This is a genomic window from Sorangium sp. So ce185 (assembly GCF_051526825.1).
Classification (GTDB): domain Bacteria; phylum Myxococcota_A; class Polyangia; order Polyangiales; family Polyangiaceae; genus Sorangium; species Sorangium cellulosum_D.
Map to the genome: position 1 here is coordinate 1188000 of NZ_CP150316.1, position 20445 is coordinate 1208444.

General features: G+C 71.4%; 11 protein-coding genes and 1 pseudogene. 4 read left to right on the forward strand and 8 right to left on the reverse strand.

Annotation, left to right across the window (positions count from 1 at the left end; all coding sequences use genetic code 11):
- Window positions 1-308: 308 nt before the first annotated feature.
- The 7 genes from WMF26_RS04510 to WMF26_RS04540 all read right to left on the reverse strand — a co-directional run bounded on the left by WMF26_RS04510 (window position 309) and on the right by WMF26_RS04540 (window position 12840).
- On the reverse strand, window positions 309-2249 hold the full coding sequence (locus WMF26_RS04510) for a sigma 54-interacting transcriptional regulator (RefSeq protein WP_437999271.1): 1941 nt from the start codon (window positions 2247-2249) through the stop codon (window positions 309-311).
- 211 nt (window positions 2250-2460) lie between these two features.
- Window positions 2461-4215: a hypothetical protein gene (locus WMF26_RS04515; protein WP_437999272.1), complete on the reverse strand. Its 1755-nt coding sequence runs from the start codon at window positions 4213-4215 to the stop codon at window positions 2461-2463.
- A 219-nt stretch (window positions 4216-4434) separates the two neighbouring features.
- Entirely contained in the window at window positions 4435-5277 is an 843-nt protein-coding gene (locus WMF26_RS04520) for an SDR family oxidoreductase (protein ID WP_061626462.1), read from the reverse strand.
- 701 nt (window positions 5278-5978) lie between these two features.
- The gene (locus WMF26_RS04525) at window positions 5979-7127 is read right to left on the reverse strand and encodes an NAD(P)/FAD-dependent oxidoreductase (protein ID WP_061626458.1); all 1149 of its coding nucleotides are present in this window, start codon (window positions 7125-7127) and stop codon (window positions 5979-5981) included.
- A gap of 6 nt (window positions 7128-7133) precedes the next feature.
- A complete protein-coding gene (locus tag WMF26_RS04530) occupies window positions 7134-7970 on the reverse strand; it encodes a 3'(2'),5'-bisphosphate nucleotidase CysQ family protein (RefSeq protein ID WP_437999273.1) in 837 nt (278 codons plus the stop codon).
- Window positions 7971-7975: 5 nt separating this feature from the next.
- Window positions 7976-8917: an aldo/keto reductase gene (locus tag WMF26_RS04535; protein WP_437999274.1), complete on the reverse strand. Its 942-nt coding sequence runs from the start codon at window positions 8915-8917 to the stop codon at window positions 7976-7978.
- Window positions 8914-12840 carry a kelch repeat-containing protein gene (locus tag WMF26_RS04540; protein WP_437999275.1) on the reverse strand — a complete coding sequence of 1309 codons (3927 nt, stop codon included), beginning with the start codon at window positions 12838-12840 and terminating at the stop codon, window positions 8914-8916. Before WMF26_RS04540 ends, WMF26_RS04535 begins: the two co-directional genes overlap by 4 nt.
- Before the next feature lie 807 nt (window positions 12841-13647).
- Here WMF26_RS04540 and WMF26_RS04545 point away from each other — a divergent pair.
- The 4 genes and pseudogenes from WMF26_RS04545 to WMF26_RS04560 form a co-directional block, all read left to right on the forward strand.
- A pseudogene (locus tag WMF26_RS04545) lies at window positions 13648-14091 on the forward strand (nidogen-like domain-containing protein); the annotation flags it as partial.
- Window positions 14092-14289: 198 nt separating this feature from the next.
- Window positions 14290-16800, forward strand: coding sequence for a DNRLRE domain-containing protein (locus tag WMF26_RS04550; RefSeq protein ID WP_438002375.1), 2511 nt, complete (start codon window positions 14290-14292; stop codon window positions 16798-16800).
- Window positions 16801-17309: 509 nt separating this feature from the next.
- Window positions 17310-17813: a hypothetical protein gene (locus tag WMF26_RS04555; protein WP_437999276.1), complete on the forward strand. Its 504-nt coding sequence runs from the start codon at window positions 17310-17312 to the stop codon at window positions 17811-17813.
- Between the two features lie 215 nt (window positions 17814-18028).
- Window positions 18029-19000 carry a pectin acetylesterase-family hydrolase gene (locus WMF26_RS04560; RefSeq protein WP_437999277.1) on the forward strand — a complete coding sequence of 324 codons (972 nt, stop codon included), beginning with the start codon at window positions 18029-18031 and terminating at the stop codon, window positions 18998-19000.
- A gap of 71 nt (window positions 19001-19071) precedes the next feature.
- Here WMF26_RS04560 and WMF26_RS04565 read toward each other — a convergent pair whose 3' ends face one another.
- The gene (locus tag WMF26_RS04565) at window positions 19072-20418 is read right to left on the reverse strand and encodes a DUF1552 domain-containing protein (RefSeq protein ID WP_438002376.1); all 1347 of its coding nucleotides are present in this window, start codon (window positions 20416-20418) and stop codon (window positions 19072-19074) included.
- Window positions 20419-20445: the final 27 nt, after the last annotated feature.

Below are 20445 nucleotides of genomic sequence, written 5' to 3' on the forward strand. Positions count from 1 at the left end.
GCCGACGCCGATATCGAGGCTCGATCTCACGACCGGCGTCTCGCCCTCTCTCTACCCGCCGCGCCTCGGGAAGAGCCATCGGGAGGGGGTGGCGCGCGCGGGGGTGGCGGGGGAAGGGCCCCACGAATCCGAGCGCCGGCCCGCATCGAAGCGAGTCGCTCCTGGTCCTCTCTTACCCGTTCAGCGGGCCATCGCCACCACAAGGCGCGAGTTCGTGGGAAGGGCCCCCCGCCACCCCCGCGCGCGCCACCCCCTCCCGATGGCTCCCCCGCGACCCGGCTCTCTCCCCCCGCCCGCTCCCGCCCCCGTCAGATCCCGTATTGCCGCAGCTTCTTGTGGAGCCCCTCGCGCGTGATCCCGAGCGATTTCGCCGCGTTGGTCTTGTTGTTGTTGTGCCCGCGCAGCGCTTCCAGGAGGAAGTACTTCTCGACCGCGTCCATCATCTCCTTGAGCGACCCCTTGGGCGTCCCCGCCCGCGCCACGAGCCCCTCGACCTGCCGGATCCGCGGTGACAGCAGCTCCGGCGTCGCGAACGCCCCCGGATCCAGCTGGATGACGAGCCGCTGCACCTCGTTCTGGAGCTCCCGGACGTTGCCCGGCCAGTCGTAGGCGACCATGAGCTCCATCGCCTGCTGGCTGAACCCGCCGCACGGCTTGCCGATCTCGTCCGCGTAGCGCTCCAGGAAGTGCGCCGCGAGCAGCGGGATGTCGTCCCGCCGCTCGCGCAGCGGCGGCAGGCGGATCGGGAACACCTTGAGCCGGTAGTAGAGGTCCTCGCGGAACCGCCCCTTGGCCACCTCGTCCTCGAGGTTCCGGTTCGTCGCCGCGACGATGCGCACGTTGACGTGCTTCGGGCTCGTCGCCCCCACGGGGCGGATCTCGCCCTCCTGGAGCGCCCGGAGCAGCTTCGACTGGAGCGACAGCGGGGTCTCGGTGATCTCGTCGAGGAAGAGCGTGCCGCCGTCGGCGATCTCGAACAGGCCCTTCTTCTCCTCGGTGGCGCCCGTGAACGACCCCTTCTTGTGGCCGAAGAGCTCGCTCTCCAGGAGGCTCTCGGCCAGCGCCGCGCAGTTCTGCGCGACGAAGAGCTTGTCGCGGCGGCGGGAGCGGTAGTGCACGGCGGCGGCGATGAGCTCCTTGCCCGTGCCCGTCTCACCCTCGATCAGCACCGTGACGCGCGTGTCGACCACCTTGTCGAGCTGGCCGATGACCCGGCGCATCGCCTCGCTGTTGCCGATGATGTCGACCGCGCCCCCGCCCCGGCGCTTCTCCTCGCGCCCCTTGAGGAAGCTGTTCTCCTTCTGGAGCCGCTCCTCGGCGAGCACGAGCCGCTTGATCAGCCGGGCGTTCGCCACCGCGAGCGACGCGTTCGCCGCCAGCACGAGCAGCGTCTCCAGATCGCCCGCGTTCAGCATCCCGGGCGCGCTCCGGTTGTCGGCCTGGAGCACGCCGATGATCTCCTCGCCCTTCCATAGCGGCACGGCCAGCGTGCTGCGGATCGAGGCGCCCATCAGCGACTCGGTCTGCCCCACCTCGATCGGCGCGTCGGCCGCGAGCACCGCCGCCCGCTCCTTGATCACCTTGCGGTACACGCTGCGCGTGATCGGCACCGGCCCCGCCGGCGGCGCCCCGCGGCCCGACGGCGAGCGGACGCGCGTCAGCACCGGGACGAACGCCGCCGGCGCCGCGCCCGGCTCCTGGTCGTCGTCGCGCAGCACCACCGTGACGTGCGTCGCGCTCGGCACGAGGGCGAGCACCGCGTCGGCGATCTCGGCGAGCACCTCGTCGAGATCGTTTGCGGCGCCGATGCGCTTCTGCGCCGCGTACATGGCCGAGAGCGCGCTCGGGTCGCGCTCGATCTTCGCCTCGGCGGGCTCGATCTCGTCGAGGCGCCGGATCGAGACGACCCGCGCGTCGTCGGCCTCCTCCGGGATCTTCACCACCATCCGGGTGACCGCGTCGCCCGAGCCGAGCTCGATGACGTCGCCCGTCTGGAGGGCGACCGCGCTGCGCCCGGGCCCGAGCTCGAGCCGCTCGCCCCGGCGCACCACGCTCGTCCCGTTCGTGGAGCGCAGGTCCTCGAGGATCGCCCCGTCGGCGCCGTTCACGATGCGCGCGTGCGCCCCGGAGACGTGGCGATCGTCGAGCACGACCCGGTTGTCCGGAGAGCGCCCGAGCGTGATGAGCTCGCCCTGGAGCTCGAAGGCGCGCCCGGCAGCGAGACCCTGGGTTACCTCGAGCACGATCATGGTTCGTTCAGCCAGGAAGGCCCCGCGGGGAAGGCCCGGAGTAAACCGTCAAGACGGAGGAGATGCCAGGAAAAACCGGGGAGCCCTGCGCTTCGGCGAAACATCGCACCCGGAAGGCGCTCGGCAAAGGAAATCTGGAATCAGGAGGTCGCGTCGACCTCCTCACCCGCGCCCGCGCGCGACCCCGGGGTCGCGCGCGGGAAGGCGGCGCTCACTGGGCGCGGGCGGTCAGGCGGTAGATGACCGTCTTGAAGGGCGCGTTGCCGGAGATCTTCTCCGGATCCTTCGACGCCTCGCCCTCGTCGACGATCTTCTGCAGCTTGGTCGCGACCTCGGCGTCGCCCTTCGGCGACAGGGCGTCGATGACCGAGACCGACACGAAGCGCACGGCCGCGTTCGAGACCTTCGGCAGCGCGTCGATGATCTGCTGCCGGACGTCGGGGGAGCCGAGGACGCCCGTCATGTAGGCGGCCTTGATCCCCTGGAACTGCGTCTCCTTGGCCTGCGACGCCGGGTCCCCGAGCTTGCCGATGTAGCAGTCGACCTTGGTCCCGCAGCCGTTCAGCAGGTCCTTCGCGAGCTTGATCTCCTTCTCCATCGACTTGCCGACCGTGCCGCCGCCGCTCGTGCGGGTGTTCGCGAGCCGGTCGACGTCGGCGACCTGGTCGGGCTTCATCAGCTTGAGCGCCGTCTGGAGCGAGACGTCGCGGATCTGCGCGACGTCGTCCTCCTCGCCGCGCGCCTCGAGCCCCGTCTTCACGATCCACGGCACGAGGCTCGCGTCGAAGAAGTTGCCCGCCGCCTCGGCGAGCATGACCCGCGCGTTGATGCCGGCCGGCGGCATCTCGAGGCTCGCGGGCGTCTTCTCGTAGGCCGCCTGGAAGGCGGCGAGGGTCTCCGGCGTCTTGGGCACCTTGGTGAGCTCGCGCGCGATGATGGCGCGCGGCACGTCCTCGGCCTTCTCGAGCGCGGAGAGCAGCGGCTGCACCGACTCCTGCCGGCCGATCGTCGCCAGGACGAGCGCGGCGGCCGCCACGTGGGCGGTCTCCGCCGCTTTCTTCTGCTCCGCGCTCGGCTTGTCGCCGGCGGCCTTCAGGTTCTCGACCTTCGAGTACTCGACGAGCTCCTTGTGCTCGCCCTTGAGCAGCTGGATCGCCGGCTCGATCGCGGGCTTGCCGATCTTCGTGAGCGCGAGGATCGCCGTCGCGGCGGCGTCCGCCTTGATCGGCGACAGCACCACCTTGAGCAGCGGCACGACCGCCTTCTCGCTGCGCTGCCAGCCGAGCAGCTCGGCCGCGGTGATCTGCCAGAACAGCTCGTTCCGCATCGTGGCGACGTCCTTCGGATCGTTGATCGGACGCCCGAGCATCGTGATGAGCCCGTCTTCCCACGACTTGCTGTTGATCTCGATCATCGCGTCGTGCACGTCGCGCGAGATCGTGGAGCCCTTCGGCTTGCCGTGCTGGAGCTTCGTGAAGACGGCCATCAGCGGCTCGGCGGCCTTCTCCGACTTCATCGCCCCGAGGCCGCGCACGGCCCAGCGGACGTCCTCCTCGGTCGACTCGGGCTTGTAGTCCTTGAGCGCCTTGATGAGGCAGGCGTCGCCGCGCGGGTCGCGCGTGTCGGAGATGAACTTGATGAGCTTCGAGTTCGTGCGCTCGTCGAGGTCGCCGGCCACGCACCGCTGCGTCATCGGCTCGATGATCTTGTCGAGGAGCGGCTTCACGGTCGGGCCGTTCCGGTCCTTGTTGTCGCGCGTCATCGCGTCCTCGAAGAACTGGACGAGCCGGTTGACCGAGGGGGTAACCGTCGCCGGGTCGTCGAGCCGCTTGACGTGCGTCTCGGGGTCGTTCTCGTCGGCGCACCCGGCGACGATCCCTGCGGAGAGCGCCATCGACGACGCGGTGGCGGCCCCCAGGAGGAGCGAGCGAAGGAGCGGCAGGATGCTGCGTGCTGAGCGGGACATGGTGTTTCCTCCGGGACCTCGGTGATGCTGCCGGCCTGACCTCGCCGTCGCGAGGCGCGAGAAGGAGAGGCGGTCAGCGGCTAGCCTTCGTTAGCCTGAGGGGACGAAAGTGGACAAAAACAGCGCGCGGCAGGGGGCGCGGCCCCCCTTCGGCCACGACGTGGCGCCGCTCCGCCATGGAAACGGCGGAGCCGAAACTATTCGGCGCCCGGGGACGTGTCAACGCGAGCGCGGCACGGACACGAGCCGGCGGATCCCCGTGGCGAACAGCCGGTCGGGGATGACACGGCGCAGCGCGACGAGCGCCCGAGCGTCCCGGCCGATGAGCGTGCGGAACGGCGGCGAGGGCGCCTCGATGAGGCGGAGGATCGCCGCCGCGACCGGGGCGGGCGGCGGGGCCTTGGCGGCGTCCTGGAGGACGAGCTGCTCGATCGTCCGGGTCATGGCGGCGTAGGGCCCGTCGGGCGAGATGTGGGCGCCGCGACGCTGGTTCTCGAAGAAAATTTCGGTCTTGAACGTGCCGGGCTCGACGAGGCAGACGTGGACGCCGAACGGGGCGACCTCCCAGCGCAGCGCCTCGCTGAAGCCCTCGACGGCGTGCTTCGTGGCCGCGTAGGCGCTCACGCCGGGGAGGCCGACGAGCCCGGAGACGCTCGAGACGTTGACGATGCGACCGCGCCCGGCGCCGCGCATGGCCGGGAGGACGGCGCGCGTCACGGTCATGAGCCCGAAGACGTTGGTCTCGAACTGCGCGCGGACGTCATCGTCCGCCTGCTCCTCGAAGGCGCCGCCGACGGCGATGCCGGCGTTGTTGACGAGGGCGTAGGCGGGGCCGTGCTTCTGGAGGATTTCCCGGACCCGGTCGGGGGCGCTCGCCGCGGCGACGTCGAGCTGCTCGACCTCGAGCGAGGCGCCCGCCGCCGCGGCTGCGGCGAGGAGCGCGCCGGCCTTGTCGGGGCGGCGCATCGTGGCGACGACCCGGTGGCCCGCGGCCGCGCAGGCGACCGCGGTCGCGAGGCCGATGCCGCTCGAGGATCCGGTGATGAGGATGAGGTGACCCATGGGGGAGGGGGGCGAGTATAGACGAGGTGCCAGGGTTCACTAGAGCGGCAAATGGGGTGAAACCGCTCGAAAGAGAAGAAATTCGAACCACGTCAGCCGCCTTCCGTGCTCGTCTTCCGTGCTCGTCTTCCGTGCTCGTCTTCCGTGCTCGTCTTCCGCGCTCGTCTTCCGTGCTCGTCTTCCGCGCTCGTCTCCCGTGCTCGTCTTCCGTGCTCGTCTCCCGTGCTCGTCTCCCGCGCTCGTCTCCCGCGCTCGTCTCCCGTGCTCGTCTTCCGTCTTCCGTCTTCCGTCTTCCGTCTTCCGTGCGCGTCCTTCGTGCGCGTGCGCGTGCGCGATTCCCCAGAATCAGCGCGCACGCGCACGCGCACGAGAGAGGCAAGACGTGAGACGTGAGACGTGAGACGTGAGACGTGAGACGTGAGACGGGAGACGGGAGACGGGAGGACGGAGGACGAAGACGAGAGCCGGTGTGCCAATCCCAGCTGAAAACCGCTCTAGACCCCTGTCCGTGCGGCCGGCACCCCTGTCCGTGCGGCCGGCGCTCCTGTCCGTGCGGCCGGCACTCCTGTCCGGGTGGCCGGCACGCCTGTCCGTGCGGCCGGCCCCCTGTCCGTGCGGCCGGCCCCCCTGTCCGGGTAGCGTATCGCTAGAAGAATACCGACCGGATACACGGACACCGCAGCACACGGCCGCGGCCGTGATCACCCGATGATCATCGCCTCGCTGAGGAGCCTGCCCTCCTTGAAGCGGCGCAGGTTCCAGCGATCGAACAGCGGCAGGGCCGTGCCCTCGGCGATGTGCTGCGCGATGAGCTTGCCCATCACCGGCGCGATCATGAAGCCGTGCCCCATGAACCCGGACGCCTGGTAAAAGTGCTCCACCTCGTCGACCCCGCCCACGATGGGGTTCTGGTCGGGGGTGAGGTCGTAACAGCCAGCCCACTGCCGCAGCACCTTCACGCTGCCGAGGACCGGGCACGCCGTGACGAGCGCCCGCGCGTACAGCGCGAGGAACTTGTGGCTCGACCCCATGTCGAGGCCCTCGGGGACATCCTCGTTGGAGATGCCGCCCACGATCTCGCCGCGCATCGACTGGGAGAAATAAAGGCCGTTCGACAGGTCGGCGACGAGCGGGCCGAGCCAGGGCTTGAGCGGCTCGGTCGAGCAGATCTCGTGGCGGTGCGGGCGGTTCGGCAGATCCACGCCGAGCATGCGCGCGATCTCCGGGCTCCACGCGCCGGCGGCGTTGACCACCCGGTGCGTCCGGATCTCGCCGCGATCCGTGACCACGGCGTCGATGCGCGCGCCCTGCGTGCGGAAGCCGAGGACGTCCGTGAAGGTGGCGATGTCGACGCCGAGCTTCTGGGCGCGCTCGGCGTAGCCCCAGACGAACGGCCACGGGAACACGACGCCGTCGTCGGGGTTGTAGCTCGCCGCGACGACGCCCTCGGTGGAGAGCTCCGGCACGAGCGCGCGCGCCTCGTTCGCCGTGAGCATCCGCGTCCCGAGGCCGCAGTCGTTCTGCACGGCGACGCTCTTCTCGAGCGTCCGACGGCCGGCCTCGCTGCGCACGAGGAAGAGGTAGCCGCCCTGCCGGAACCAGATGTTGATCTTCATCTCGCGGGCGAAATCGCGGCAGATGCGGATGCTCTCCTGCATCAGCCGGATGTTCCCCTCGCTCGAGAACTGCGCCCGCACCCCGCCGCCGTTGCGGCCGCTGGCGCCGCCGCAGAGGTAGCCCCGGTCGACGACGACGACGTCCGTGATGCCGTGGTGCCGCGCGAGGTTGTAGGCGATCGCGAGGCCCATGATCCCCGCGCCGATGATGACGATCTCCGCCTGCGCCCGCATCGCGCCTCAGCCGAGCTCGGACCTCGCCGCGGCGACGACGGCGTCCTGGAGCGCGCCGTTCGAGGCGATGATGCCGCGGGCGAGCTTGAGCCCGGGGCCGGTGTAGTCGATGGGCGCGCCGGCGAGGTCGGTGAAGCGCCCGCCGGCGCCGCGGAGCACGGCCTCGGGCGCGCAGCTGTCCCAGAGCTTGGCGCCGCCGCCGCCGTGCACGTAGAGGTCGACCTCGCCCGTCGCGATCCGGGCGATCTTCACGCCGACCGAGCCGCACGGGACGACCTTGGCGATGCCGAGCCGCGAGAGGAGCGGCTCGATCTCCTTCGGCCGGTGCGACCGCGAGACGATGAGCGTGGCGTCGGCCGGCGAGGCCACCGCCGAGACCTGGAGCGGGCGGCGGCTGCCGTCCCGCGCCTCGAGGAAGGCGAAGCACCCGCCGTCGTCGGCGCGGCCGGCCAGCGCCTCGCCCGTCGTGGGCATCACCACGACGCCGAGCGCCGCCCTGCCGCGGACCGCGAGGCCGATCATCACGGCGAACTCGCCGTTCCGGTCGGCGAACTCGCGCGTGCCGTCGAGCGGATCGACGAAGAACACCCGCTCCCGGCCGAAGCGCGCGGCGAGCTCGTCGCCGGCCGGGACGCTCTCCTCGGCGAGGATCGCCTCCCCGGGGAACGCGGCCTCGAGGGCGCCGCAGATGAGCGCGTTCGCCTCGCGATCGGCGCGCGTCACCGGATCGCCCGGGCCCTTCATCTCGACGGCGAACGGCGTCGCGTACACGTCCATCACGATCGCCGCCGCCGCGCGCGCGATCTTGACGATCTCGTCGAGCTCCCCGTCGCTCTGGCTCATCGTGCTCACCCCTCGATCCCGACCTGGTTCAGGCGACCTGCGAGCTCCGCGAGCGCCGTGTCGCGGAGGTAGGGGGGCATGCCGGCCTCGCGGACGAGCTGGTCGAGCTGGGCGACCGAGCGGGGGCCGAGCACGGCGGACGAGATGAGGCGGTTCGCGAGGACGAAGCGCAGCGCCACGGAGCGGAGCGAGACGACGGCGCCCGAGACGAACGGCCTGAGGGCGTCGAGCTGGCCGAGGCGGGTCCGGAGCTCGTCGCGGGTCCACCGGTGCATGCGGTGATCGTCGGGGAAGAACTCGCGGTCGGCGCTCCACTGGCCGGCGAGCAGCCCGTGCGCGAGCACCGAGCGGGCGAGGACGCCGGCCCCGCTCTCGGAGACGTCGCCGGCGACCTCGTGGAGGTCGCCGGGGAGGAAGGCGTTGTAGGCGAGCTCGATGACGTCGACCTCGTCGCGCAGCGCGGAGCGGGCGACGTCCGCGGAGCCGGCGCTCACGCCGAAGGCGCGGATCTTCCCGGCCTGCTTGAGCTCCTTGAGGTAGGCGAGGGGCTCCTTCGCCTGCATCGCGGCCACGGTGGGGTTGTGGAGCAGGACGACGTCGACGACGTCGCGGGCGAGCCGCTCCTGGGAGCGCTCGAACGCGGTGCGGAGGTAGGCGGGGTCGAAGCGCTTGGTCGGCGGGAGGCCCTCGAGATCGGTGCCGATCTTGGTCACCACGAACGTGGCGCCGGCGCCCTTGAGCCGCTTGCCGAGGCGGCGTTCCATCTCGCCGCGTCCGTAGACGTCGGCCGTGTCGAAGAGGTCGATGCCGACCGCGAGCGCGCGATCGATGACGCGATCGACTTCGAGCTCGGAGACCGGGCCGTAGCCGTCGCCTGAGAGACCCCAGGTGCCTAGGGCGAGCTCCGAGACCTGGAGGGTCGTCTTGCCGAGGGGGCGTTTCCTCACGGGCGGCGATCTACACCAGCGCGGGGAGCGCGCCACGAAATAGGCAGGCGCCCGAGGAGCAGCGCCGCGAGGAGCCAGAGCGGACCGTGGCCGGCATCACCCGGGGCGCCGCCGGGGGGCGCGCTCGCCGCGCAGCCGTTGCCGTGGAGCCGGAGCTCTCCGCGGTGGGCGTCGCCGGGGGGGTCTTCGCCGCCGGCGACGGCGCCACCAGCGTCGCCGCCCGCCGCCGCGCCGCCCGCCGCGCCCGCCCCGCCGGAGCCGCCGGCGGCCCCGCCCGAGCCCGGCTCGGCCCCGCCCGCTCCGCCGCCGGTGCCGCCGGTGCCGCCGGTGCCGCCGCCGCTCCCGCTCGGTTCGCCGCCAGCGCCTCCGCCGGGCGGGTCGTCGAGCACGCAGCCACCGGCCCTGCATTGCCCGCCGGGGCACGGGGACTCCTCGTACGCGTTGCGCTCGACGCAGGCGCCGTTCGGCGCCAGGCAGGCAAAGCTCCTGCATGGGCCCGGATCGGGCTGGGGGCAGATGAAGGGATCGCCGCCGGCGCATCGCCCCGCCTGGCAGGTGTCGGCGAGGGTGCAGGGATCGCCGTCGTCGCAGGGGTCGCCGTCCTGCTTGGGGGGCTCGCAGCTGCATGCCCGATCGGAGGTGGTGCCCGGGTCCGCGATCGTGGGGCAGGCGTCCTCCGTGTCCGGCTTGCCGTCGCCGTCGTCGTCGTCGTCGCACGCGTTCCCCTTGCCGTCGTCGTCGATGTCGACGTCTGCGGTGTTCGGCGTGTCGGGGCACGTGTCCTCTGCGTCGGGGACGCCGTCGCCGTCGCGATCGAGCGAGCAGGTGCCGCGGATGCAGGCGCCGTCGGCGCACTCGACGGTCGCCCTGCAAGGCGCACCGAGCGGCTTCTTCGCCGCGCAGGTCGGCGGGGCGCAGTAGGCGCCTGCGGCGCAGTCCTCGTGCGCGGAGCAGCGGGTCATGCACGCGTCGTCCGCGCAGACGTAGAGGCCGCACTCGACGGCGGCGCGCTCGACGCAGGCGCCGTCGGCAGTGCAGCGGCTCGGCGGGACGCTGGAGGTCGCGTCGATGCAGGCGCCGGGGGCGCACACCGTATCCGGCGCCGCGAGGGCGTCGGCGGGGCATGCGGCGGCGGCGCCGGTGCAGGTCTCGGCCACGTCGCAGGGGCCGGCGGCCGTCCGGCAGACGGTGGTGGCAGGCGCGAAGGCGTTCGCGGGGCAGGCGGCGGCGGAGCCGGTACAGGTCTCGGCTGCGTCGCAGGCGCCCGCCGCCGTCCGGCAGGTCGTGTCGGCAGGTACGAAGAGGTTCGCGGGGCACGCCACATCGGTGCCGGTGCAGCTCTCGGCCACGTCGCAGGCGCCGGCCGGCGCCCTGCAGACCGACGTCGCCGGCGCGAGGAGGTCGGCGGGGCAGGCGGCGGCGGTGCCGGTACAGCGCTCGTCCACATCGCAGGGGCCTGCGGCCGGCCTGCACACGGTGGTGGCAGGCGCGAGGGCATCGGCCGGACAGGCGGTGGCGGTGCCGGAGCAGGTCTCGGCCGCGTCGCAGGGGCCCGCCGCCGCCCGGCACACCGTGGCGGCGGACGCGAAGGCGTTGGCGGGGCAGGCGGCGGCGGCGCCGGTGCAGGTCTCGGCCACGTCGCAGGCGCCCGCCGCCGGCCGGCAGACCGTGGCGGCGGATGCGAAGGCGTCGGCGGGGCAGGCGGCGGCGGTGCCGGAGCAGGTCTCGGACGCGTCGCAGGGGCCCGCCGCCGCCCGGCACACGGTCGAGGCCGGCGCGAAGACATCGGCGGGGCAGGCGGCGGCGGTGCCGGAGCAGGTCTCGGCCGCGTCGCAGGCGCCAGCCGCTGGCCTGCAGACGGAGGTGGCCGGCGCGAAGGCGTCGGCGGGGCACGCGGGGGAACTGCCGGAGCAGGTCTCGGCCGCGTCGCAGGCGCCAGCCGCTGGCCTGCAGACGGAGGTGGCCGGCGCGAAGGCGTCGGCCGGGCAGGCGGCGGCGGTGCCAGTGCAGGTCTCGGCTGCGTCGCAGGGGCCCGCCGCCGCGCGGCACACCGTGGAGGCCGACGCGAAGGTGTTCACCGGGCACGCAGGGGAGCTTCCGGAGCAGGTCTCGGCCACGTCGCAGGCGCCCGCGGCCGCCCTGCACACGGTGGAGGCGGAGGCGAGGACATCTGCGGGACACGCAGGGGAGCTTCCGGAGCAGGTCTCGGCCACGTCGCAGGCGCCCGCGGCCGCCCTGCACACGGTGGAGGCGGAGGCGAGGACGTCTGCGGGACACGCAGGGGAGCTTCCGGAGCAGGTCTCGGCCACGTCGCAGGCGCCCGCGGCTGCCCTGCACACGGTTGCGGCAGCCACGAAGCCGTCCGCAGGGCACGCGGCGGAGCTTCCGGTGCACGTCTCGGTGGTGTCGCACAGGCCCACCGCGGGCCTGCACACGGTGGCGGCGGAGGCGAAGGCGTTCGCGGGACATGCCGTGGAGCTGCCGTTGCATCGCTCCTCGACGTCGCAGCTCCCGGCCGAGCCGCGGCAGAGGCTTCCCGAGGCGCGCGCCCCGCACACGCCGTTCGCGGATGCGCCCGCCGCGGTGCTGCAGGCCTCACAGTCGCTCGCGTCGCCCCCGCCACACGCGTTGTTGCAGCAAACCCCGTCGACGCAGTGGCCGCTCAGACACTCCCCGTCGGCGACGCAGGGCGTGCCGTTCGGGGACTGAGGGAGATAGAGTTCGGAGCTCGACAGGGCGGCCGTGGTGTTCCGGCCGCCCGCCGCGAGGAGCCGGCCGTCGCCGAGCGCCACCAGGGTGTGGTAGCCGCGAGCGGTGAGCATGCTATCGGCCTCCGACCACGTCCCGCTCGTCGAGTCGTACAGCGCCGCCGTGGCGAGATAGCTGCCGTTGAAACCGCCGGTGACCAGCACGTCGCCGCTCGAGGCGAGCAGGACCGCGGCGTGATTGCTGCTCGCGAAAGGCATGGATCCGGCCGGTGACCAGGTCCTCGTCGCTGGGCTGTATCGCTCGGCGCTCGCCTGGTGTGTCGCATTCGTGCCCCCGGCGACGAGGACATCGCCGTTCGGGAGGAGCGTCGCGCTGTGTTGCCTCCGCGCTGTGCTCAGGTTGCCGGTGGACGACCACGTGTTGCCCACGGGGTCGAAGAGCTCCGCCGTGTTGAGGAAGTCGGCGCCATTGCCGCCCGCGACCAGCACGGCGCCGTCGAGCAGCCGTACGGCGCTGTGCGTGTAGCGGGCGCTCATCGTCCCCGCGGCCGACCACGCGCCCGTCGCGGCGTCGTAGCGGCGGGCATCGCCGACCGCGGAGCTTCCGTTGTACCCGCCCGCCACGAGCACGTCGCCGTCGTCGAGGAGCGTCGCCGTGTGGAGCGCCCGATTGCCCATGCTCCCGGCGTCCGACCAGGTGTTCGTGTCGGCGTTGTACAGCTGCGCCGTGCCCAGGTACGTCGTACCGACGCGGCCGCCTGCCACGAGAACGCGGCGTCCGTCGCTCAGCAAGGTCGCCGTGTGCTGGTATCGTGCGCTTGGCGAGGCCGCGGGCGACCACGCATTGGCGACGGGATCGTACAATTCGGCGGTATTCAGGGAGGCGGCTCCGTTGAAGCCGCCCACGACGAGGACCTGGCCAGCCCTCGTGCCGCTCGTGATCAAGGTCGCGGTGTGCTCTCGGCGCGCCGCGCTCAGCGCCGAGGGGACTTGTTCCCAGAGCGGGTCGACGAGGATCGCCTCTCGTTCGGCGTCGACGTGCAAGGCGAGCGTCTCTCCTTCGACGGACAGCCGCGCATCGACCGGGCGCACGCCTCCCTGGGCATACGCCTCTGGCGCGGTCACGCGCAGCCTCGGTACGCCTGTCCCGTCCACCACGAGCACGACCTCGCCCACCTGGCGCAGCGCTGCCCCCTTGATGTGCCACGAGGCCACGGGCGCGCCGCGTTGGACTGCCTCCGCGTCGAGCAGCAGCCACTCCTCTGCGGAACCATTCTCGTTGGCGGTCCAGAAGGAAGTCCCACCGGGTCGCCGGAAGGCGACAGCGCGGCCTGCCCGCGTCACCTCGCCACGGGCGCCCGCTTCGCGCACCTGGATGTCCAGGGCGTCTGGGCACACGGGGGCAGGGCCTTCGCATCCTCCTGCGCCAGGGAGGCGGAAGCGGACCGCCTCTCCAGCGTCGCGGGGCAACTCCACCGCGAGGAGCCCCGTGCCGCGGATTTCTGGTAGGGTGAAAATAGCGCCCTTCTCGACCAGCTCCCCGCCCCGTTCGAGCGCGCGCGCTGCCACGGCGGGGAACCGCTCCGAAAGCGCCTCGGCGGGCGGCGCCGCCGTGTCATCGCATCCACCGGCGGCGGCGAGCGCCGCGAGCAGCGACCCTGCCGGCAAGCGATGGCGGGCCGGCGGACGTTCGCAAAGCCATTGGAGCCCGCGCAACATGGCCGCCATGAGAGACGGGCGTCCGGAAGGTCGTCAAGAGAGATTTGCGGCTGCCGCGTTTCCACTGTGAGTGAAAGGGCGTTGCCAGCCAACGGCGCCCGCGCGCTCATGCCTGGATACGCAGGTTTTCTGTGTCCTTTCAAAGATCTAAGTGCATGGCGCGAGGCGTCTTGAACCGCGTGGCGGCGCGAGACGCGATGCGCGCTGGCGGACGAGATAACGCCAGCGCGAAAAAGGTTCCATCGTCGCGCGGGGTGATGCAATATCATGGCGCCTCTTTGTGTGAGGCGAAGCGAGGACGGGATGAGACGCAATATTCATCGGGTGTTGGCCTCCGGCATCGTGGTGCTCTCGGGGTGGCTACCCAGCGAGGCGCTCGCGGTCGGCCCGAACGCCGTGATTTACCACCCAGGTTGCCTCGAGGGGGATTCGCTAGATTCGAACGACGACGATTCAAGCGGCGTGGTGGCGCTCCCTTTCGAGGTCAACTTCTTCGACCGGCACTACAACACGATCTACGTCAACAACAACGGCAACGTCACCTTCGACGGTCCCCTCAACGTGTACACGCCCTTTCCGCTGGACGATACGGAGCGCGCCATCATCGCTCCCTTCTTCGCGGACGTCGACACCAGGGGCTCTGGTTCGGGGGTCGTGCACTGGGGTACGATCGAGAACTTCACGTCTGACCGAGACGCATTCTGCGTGCTGTGGGCGACCCCCATCGCGCCGCCGGATACTGTCGCGGGCGTCGGCTATTACAACTCGGGTACCGACAAGCTGAATATCTTTCAACTCCTGTTGGTCGACGCTCACTCGTGCGATTCTGAAGAGGAAGAATGTATCAATTGGCGTTGCGCCGATGGTGAGTCAAATTGTCCGCCTGCGAGATGTGACCCTATGTCGCCGCAGTGCCTCCCGCCTCTTAATGAGGAGACGAATTCCTTGTATCGTCCGAAGGGCGATTTCGATATCTGGTTCAATTATGACCAGATCCGCTGGAACGCGGGATCCGCGAGCGGCGGCGCCGGCGGGCTCGGCGGCGAGACGGCGCGCGTGGGATATGCTTCCGGTAGAGGCCGGGCCAAAGAGCTTTCACGGGACAAGTACCAGCTCTCCACGGATCCCGAGGTCCGGGACATCTTCACCGACGATGACCTGTCCTATCCGCTCACCAAGAGGGACAGTAACAGCTCGGGCGCGCTGGGGCGCTACAAGTACCCGGTCACGAACGGCTTGCCGAACACGGGCAGCGGCGTCATCAAGCAGCGGGTCGTGGAGGACGAGCAAGGTCAGATCGTCGGTGTGCCCGGCGCGCCCGTCGAGGTCTGCTCGACAGCGGCGGCCGCAGCGGGGGATGTCTGCCCGTGGATCGGGACGACCGATCAGACGGGGCGGTTCACGGCGAGCGGCCTGGAGGTGGGTACCTACAGGATCACGGCGTTCTCACCGGCTGGGCGAAACCTGATCGAGAGCGAGATCGTCGTCACCGTGGGTGATGAGGTGCTCGACGTTGACGGAAGCGAGGAGGATGATTTCTCGCCGATAGTGCTCGCAAAGCCGTCCACCCCTCCCCCGGGCACCGCCCTCGAGCCCTCTTTTTCGGGCGGCGGCGACGTCCCCGTCGTCTACTGGGGCAATCCCACCACCCTCACGACCCCCGGCTGCGCCGGCGGGACAGCGACTTACCAGGTGAAGTTCGGCGCCCTCACCTTCGCCTCGGGCACCATGGCGCTCGACGCCAATAGCGGCAACTTCACCGTCACGATTCCGCCCTTCTACCCGAACCACGGCCCGGCCGACGTCCTCATCCAGACGCACTGCGGATTGACGACCGCGAGCATCGGCTTCTCCATCTACATCGACCCGAGCGGGTGGGTCCGCACCGTAGGCGGCGCGCCGATCGAGGGGGCCACGGTCACGCTCCTCCGCTCGGACACCGGGGGGGAGGGCTCGTTCACCGTGGTGCCGGACGGGAGCGCCCTCATGTCGCCCATGAACCGCGCCAACCCGAGCATCTCCGACGCGGAGGGCCACTTCGGCTGGGATGTCGTCACCGGCTATTACAAGGTCCGCGCCGAGAAGCCGGGCTGCCACGCGCCCGGCAACGCCGCCCGGACGTATGTCGAGAGCGCCGTCATGATCATCCCGCCGCCGGTCTTCGACCTGGACCTGCGCCTCGACTGCGGCACCGGCGCGGTCGGCGACACGACGGCGCCGACGCTCTCCGTGCCCGACGACCTCGTGCTCGAGGCGACGGGCGCGAGCGGCGCCCCGGCCACGTTCACGGTCTCCGCGATCGACGACGTCGACGGCGCCGTCCCCGTGATCTGCACGACGCCCCCGGGCAGCATCGTCCCGATCGGCGTCACCGTCGTCCACTGCTACGCGCTCGACGCCACAGGCAACCTCGATTACGGCACCTTCGCCGTCATCGTCGAGGACACGAGCGCTCCGGTCCTCACCGTCCCCGGCCCGATGACCCTGGAGCCGACCGGGCCCTGGGGCGCCGAGCTCGCGTTCGTCGCCGTCGCGCTCGACGTCGTCGACGGCGCGGTCCCCGTGACCTGCTCCCCCGCGCCGGGCACCGTCCTGCCCGTCGGCGTCTCCACCGTCACCTGCGGCGCGACCGACGCGGCGGGCAACGCGGCGAGCGCCTCCTTCGACGTGAGCGTCCCCGAGTGGGTCGACTCCGACGCTGACGCCGTGAGCGACACCTTCGACAACTGCCCGCTCGCGGCGAACCCGGACCAGGCCGACGCGGACGCCGACGGCGTGGGCGACGCGTGCGACAACTGCGCGCTCGCCGCGAACGCGGGCCAGGCCGACGCGGACGCCGACGGCGTGGGCGACGCGTGCGACAACTGCCCGGGCGACGCCAACCCGGGGCAGGGCGACAACGACGCCGACGGCGTGGGCAACGCCTGCGATCCGATCTGCGTCGCCGTCCGCCGCGGCGGCGCCGGCGGGGCCGCCGACGCCTTCATCTCCAGCTCCGAGCCGAACACGACCTCGGGCTCGTATCCTGGCCTCTTCACCGGCGTCTCCGGCTCCGGACAGAAGATGGCCCTCGTCGCCTTCGATCTCTCCGGGATCCCCGGGGACGCCACCATCGAGGGCGCGACGTTCTCGGTGAGAGCGCTCTACGCCCCGACGGCCGCGACGCTCGACGTCCACGCGATCACGGCGCCGTGGACCGAGGCCACCGTCACGTACAACACGCTGAACGGCGCCTTCGACCCCGCCGTCGAGGCGTCGCTCGCCGTGCCGGCCAACCTGACCACCACCGTGTCGTGCGACGTGACCGCGCTCGTCCAGGACTGGGTCTCGGGCGCGCTCGCCAACCACGGCGTGCTCCTGCGCGAGCTCGGAACGGGCAAGCGGACCCTCCGGTCGAGCGAGGAGGCGAACGCCGCCGAGCGGCCGCGCCTCGACCTCTGCTACGTGACGCCCTGACAGACCAGGCCCGCATCGCCGTCAGCCGCGGCGGAGAGGACGCTCGGCGCCCCCTCCGCCGCGGATCGCCCCCGTGTGGCCGGATTCCCTGACCAAGCGCCGGACGTCGAGGTCGAGCCCGCGCTCCGGTCCGTCAGCGACGACGGCCGCTCACCGCCGCGCCGCGGGCGCCGCCGCGGTCGTCCTCTCCGTCGCCTTCTCCCTCCTTCTCCGGTGGACGAGGCGCGCGCTGGCAGGGGCCGCCGGGGCGCCACGTCCCTGCGCGCTTGGCGGCGGAACGATCCATGCCAGAGGAGCCGGGGAAGGGGAGTGATGTGGCGGCGAGCGGGGCGGCGCGCCGAGGGCAGGTGACCAGGGGACATGCGGAGTCCACCCCTGCCCGCGGCCGACGAAGGGGGCTGTAGAGTATGGCGAAAGGTCCTAATGAGGCACCGCGGGCCGAACCCGTCAGCGACCGGAGATCACGGCCGCCCGCGGCGAGCGCCTCCGCGCGGCGCGCGCTGGAGCTCGTGGCCGTCCGAGGCAAGGACGTGATCGGCGTCCGCCACCTGCTCGCCGAGGGCCGGGCGCACATCGGCGACACGCCCGCATCCATCGCGCGCGTGCCGTCGATAGAGCTGGACAGGTCGGCCCCCGTCATCGCGGAGGTGACCGGCGCGCGCTACGTGCTGCACGTACCGCGGCGGACGCGGGCGCGCGTCCACGGCGCCGACGGGCTCGGGCGCCTGCTGACCGGCCCCGCCGACATCGAGCTCCAGGAAGGGGACCGCGCCGTCCTCGTGATCGGCGCGGTCCAGATCCGCGCGCAGATCGTGCCCATCGAGATCATCTCCCGGCTGGGCGCGTCCGGTCTGCGGTGGATCGGGCTCATCGGCGCCCTCTACCTCGTCGCGCTCGCCATCTGCGCCGCCCTCGCGCCGCGCGACCGTGCGCGCCTCGACGAGGGCTCGATTCGCCGCGCGGTCAGCGCCGCCGCCGCGCAGATCTGGGCAGAGCACGCCCCGCCGCCGTAGCGCGCTCCACCCCCGCGCCGTCGCCGGCGGCCCGCGCCGTCGCCGGCGGACAAGCCTGGGAGTCGCGGAATGCTATCCTCACGCCCGTCATGCGCTTCAACCCCGCATTCCCTCGATTCCACATCCCGCTGTGTCTGCTCGCCATCGTTGGCTGTGGCGGCTCGTCCGCCAAGGACGAAGGCCCGAACAGCCCGCCACGGGCGGGAATCCTGAGCTTGCCCTCCGGATGGAACACCATCGAGCCGGGCGGCGAGACCACCTGCGCGCGCGGCGATCCGTTCAAGTACCTCGTGCGCCCGGGCACCGTCAATCGCCTCATCGTCGAGTTCCGCGGCGGCGGCGCGTGCTGGAGCGCCGCCACCTGCTCCGCCGGCGCCGACATCTTCCAGGAGACCGTCGGCGACGATCCCCTGACGACCGGGATCTACGACCATGACAACCCGGACAACCCGTTCAGGGACTGGCACCATGTCTACATTCCCTACTGCACCGGGGACATCCACTGGGGCGACAACGTAGCCACGTACGGACAGGGCAGCAGCGCCGTCACCGTCCGGCACAAGGGCGCCGTCAACGTCCGCGCCGCGCTCGACTGGGTCTACGCGAACGTCCCCGCGCCCGAGAAGATCTTCGTGACCGGCTGCAGCGCGGGCGCGTATGGCTCGATCCTGTGGTCTGCCCACCTGCGGGAGCACTACAAGAACGCGTCCGTGGTCCAGTTCGCCGACAGCGGCGCGGGGGTCATCACCGACGCCTTCTTCAACGACAGCCTCCCCTCCTGGAAGCCGGAGGGCGCCTATCCGACGTGGATCCCCGGGCTCGATCCGGCCGAGCTCGTGAACCTGTACGTGCTCTACGAGAAGATCGGCGCGCACTACCCCGATATGCGCCTGTCGCAGTACAACACGGTCCACGACGAGGACCAGATCTTCTTTTACAGCGCGATGGGCGGCGAGGGCGGCGCGGAGGCGTGGTCGGCGGCGATGAGGGCGTCCGTCGGCCACATCGAGGCGTCGACGCCGAACTTCAGCGCGTACCTCGCCGCCGGCAGCGCTCATTGCATCCTCTGGCGGCCGGAGTTCTACACGTTGGAGTCGGGAGGGACGCGCCTCGTCCGATGGCTCGACGCGCTCGCGAACGGCGAGCCGCCCCCCAGCGTCGCCTGCGACGACTGCGGCTCACCGTAGCGGGCGCGCGGGCGAGGGGCGGGCGCCGCCCTGTCGCGTTCGAGCGAGGGGGCGTCCCGCCTCGGGAGCGGCTAGGTCAGGTTGGTGAGCGGCCCGGTGCAGTCCCGCGGGTCGCCGAACGTGGTCCGGGTGTCGCCGAACAGGTTCAAGATCGAGACGAGCAGGTTGTTGTGCGGGAGGTTCGGGTACCGGAGCCAGCGCCCGGTGCGCAGGCCGCCGCCGCCGCCGGCCAGCAGGAACGGCATGTCGTTCTTCTTGTGCGACGGCGGATCCGACAGCTCGGAACCGAAGAAGACGACGCTCTCGTCGAGCAGCGAGTGCCCGCCCATGTCGATCTTCTCCATCTCCTGCAGGAGATAGAGGTGCTGCTTCGAGTACCAGGTGCAGATGGCCTCGCACTCGTTCGGCCTGAAGCCGCCGTCGTGCTGGTAGAAATGGTGGTGCTCGGTCAGGTTGAGCCAGGGGAAGGTGTGCTTCGCCTCGGTGTCGCTCCACTGCAGGGTGCCGACCCCGGTGATGTCGCAGGCGAACGCCATCACCATCATGTCCGTCAACAGCTTGCCGACCTTCGGGATCGCCGCGTCGGTCGAGGTGTCCTTGATCGAGCCGTTGTCGGATGAGTTGAGCCCCGTGCGCGGGTTGTAGTCGGACGTGTCGACCCTCGTCGGCACCTTGCACGCGCTCGTCTCGACCGGGATGTTGCTGAGGCTCTGCTCGATCTCGCGGATCTTCGTGAGGTGCTGGTCGATCTTCTGCCTGTCGGCGGCGCCGAGCTGCCCGGACAGGGTGGCGTAGCGCCGGTCGAGGAAGTCGAGGATCGATTGCTTCCGCGCGAGGCGACGGGCAGCGTCGTTGCCGTCGTTCGGGTTCAGCGTGCCGAAGAGCTCGGTGAAGATCTCCACCGGATCGAGGCGCGGCGGGATCGGCTTGTGCGGCGCGTCGTTCTCGAAATTCGCGGCGTTCATCGGCGACAGCAGGCCGTGAGACTTGCCCGTGGCCCAGCGCAACGCGATCTGGATGCTGGCCTTCGCCTTCTGACCGGCGGAGATCCGGGCGGCGATCACCTGATCGATGGACGGCCCCTTCCCGTAGCCGCCGTTGTTGGAGCCCTCCTGCGACGTGCCCGTGAGCCAGGCGATGATCCCGGCCTGGTGCTGCTCGCCGCGCGCGCTCTTCATGTCGAGGCCGTCGACGACGATCAGGCGGTTCTGCACCGGCGCGAGCGGCGCCAGGATGGGGCTCAGGGTGAAGCTCGTCTCCGAGCCGGTCGGCCTCCAGCGGTTCAGCACGGTCCCGCCGGGCGTGTAGACGGCGAGGAAGCGTTTGGCGGGGGCAGGGGCCGCGTGCGCCGGGCGCTCGGTGCCCATGATCTCCAGCCAGGGGAGCGAGACCGCGATGGCGCCGGCGCCCCGCAGCATGGCACGTCGGCTCAAACGAAATTTCGA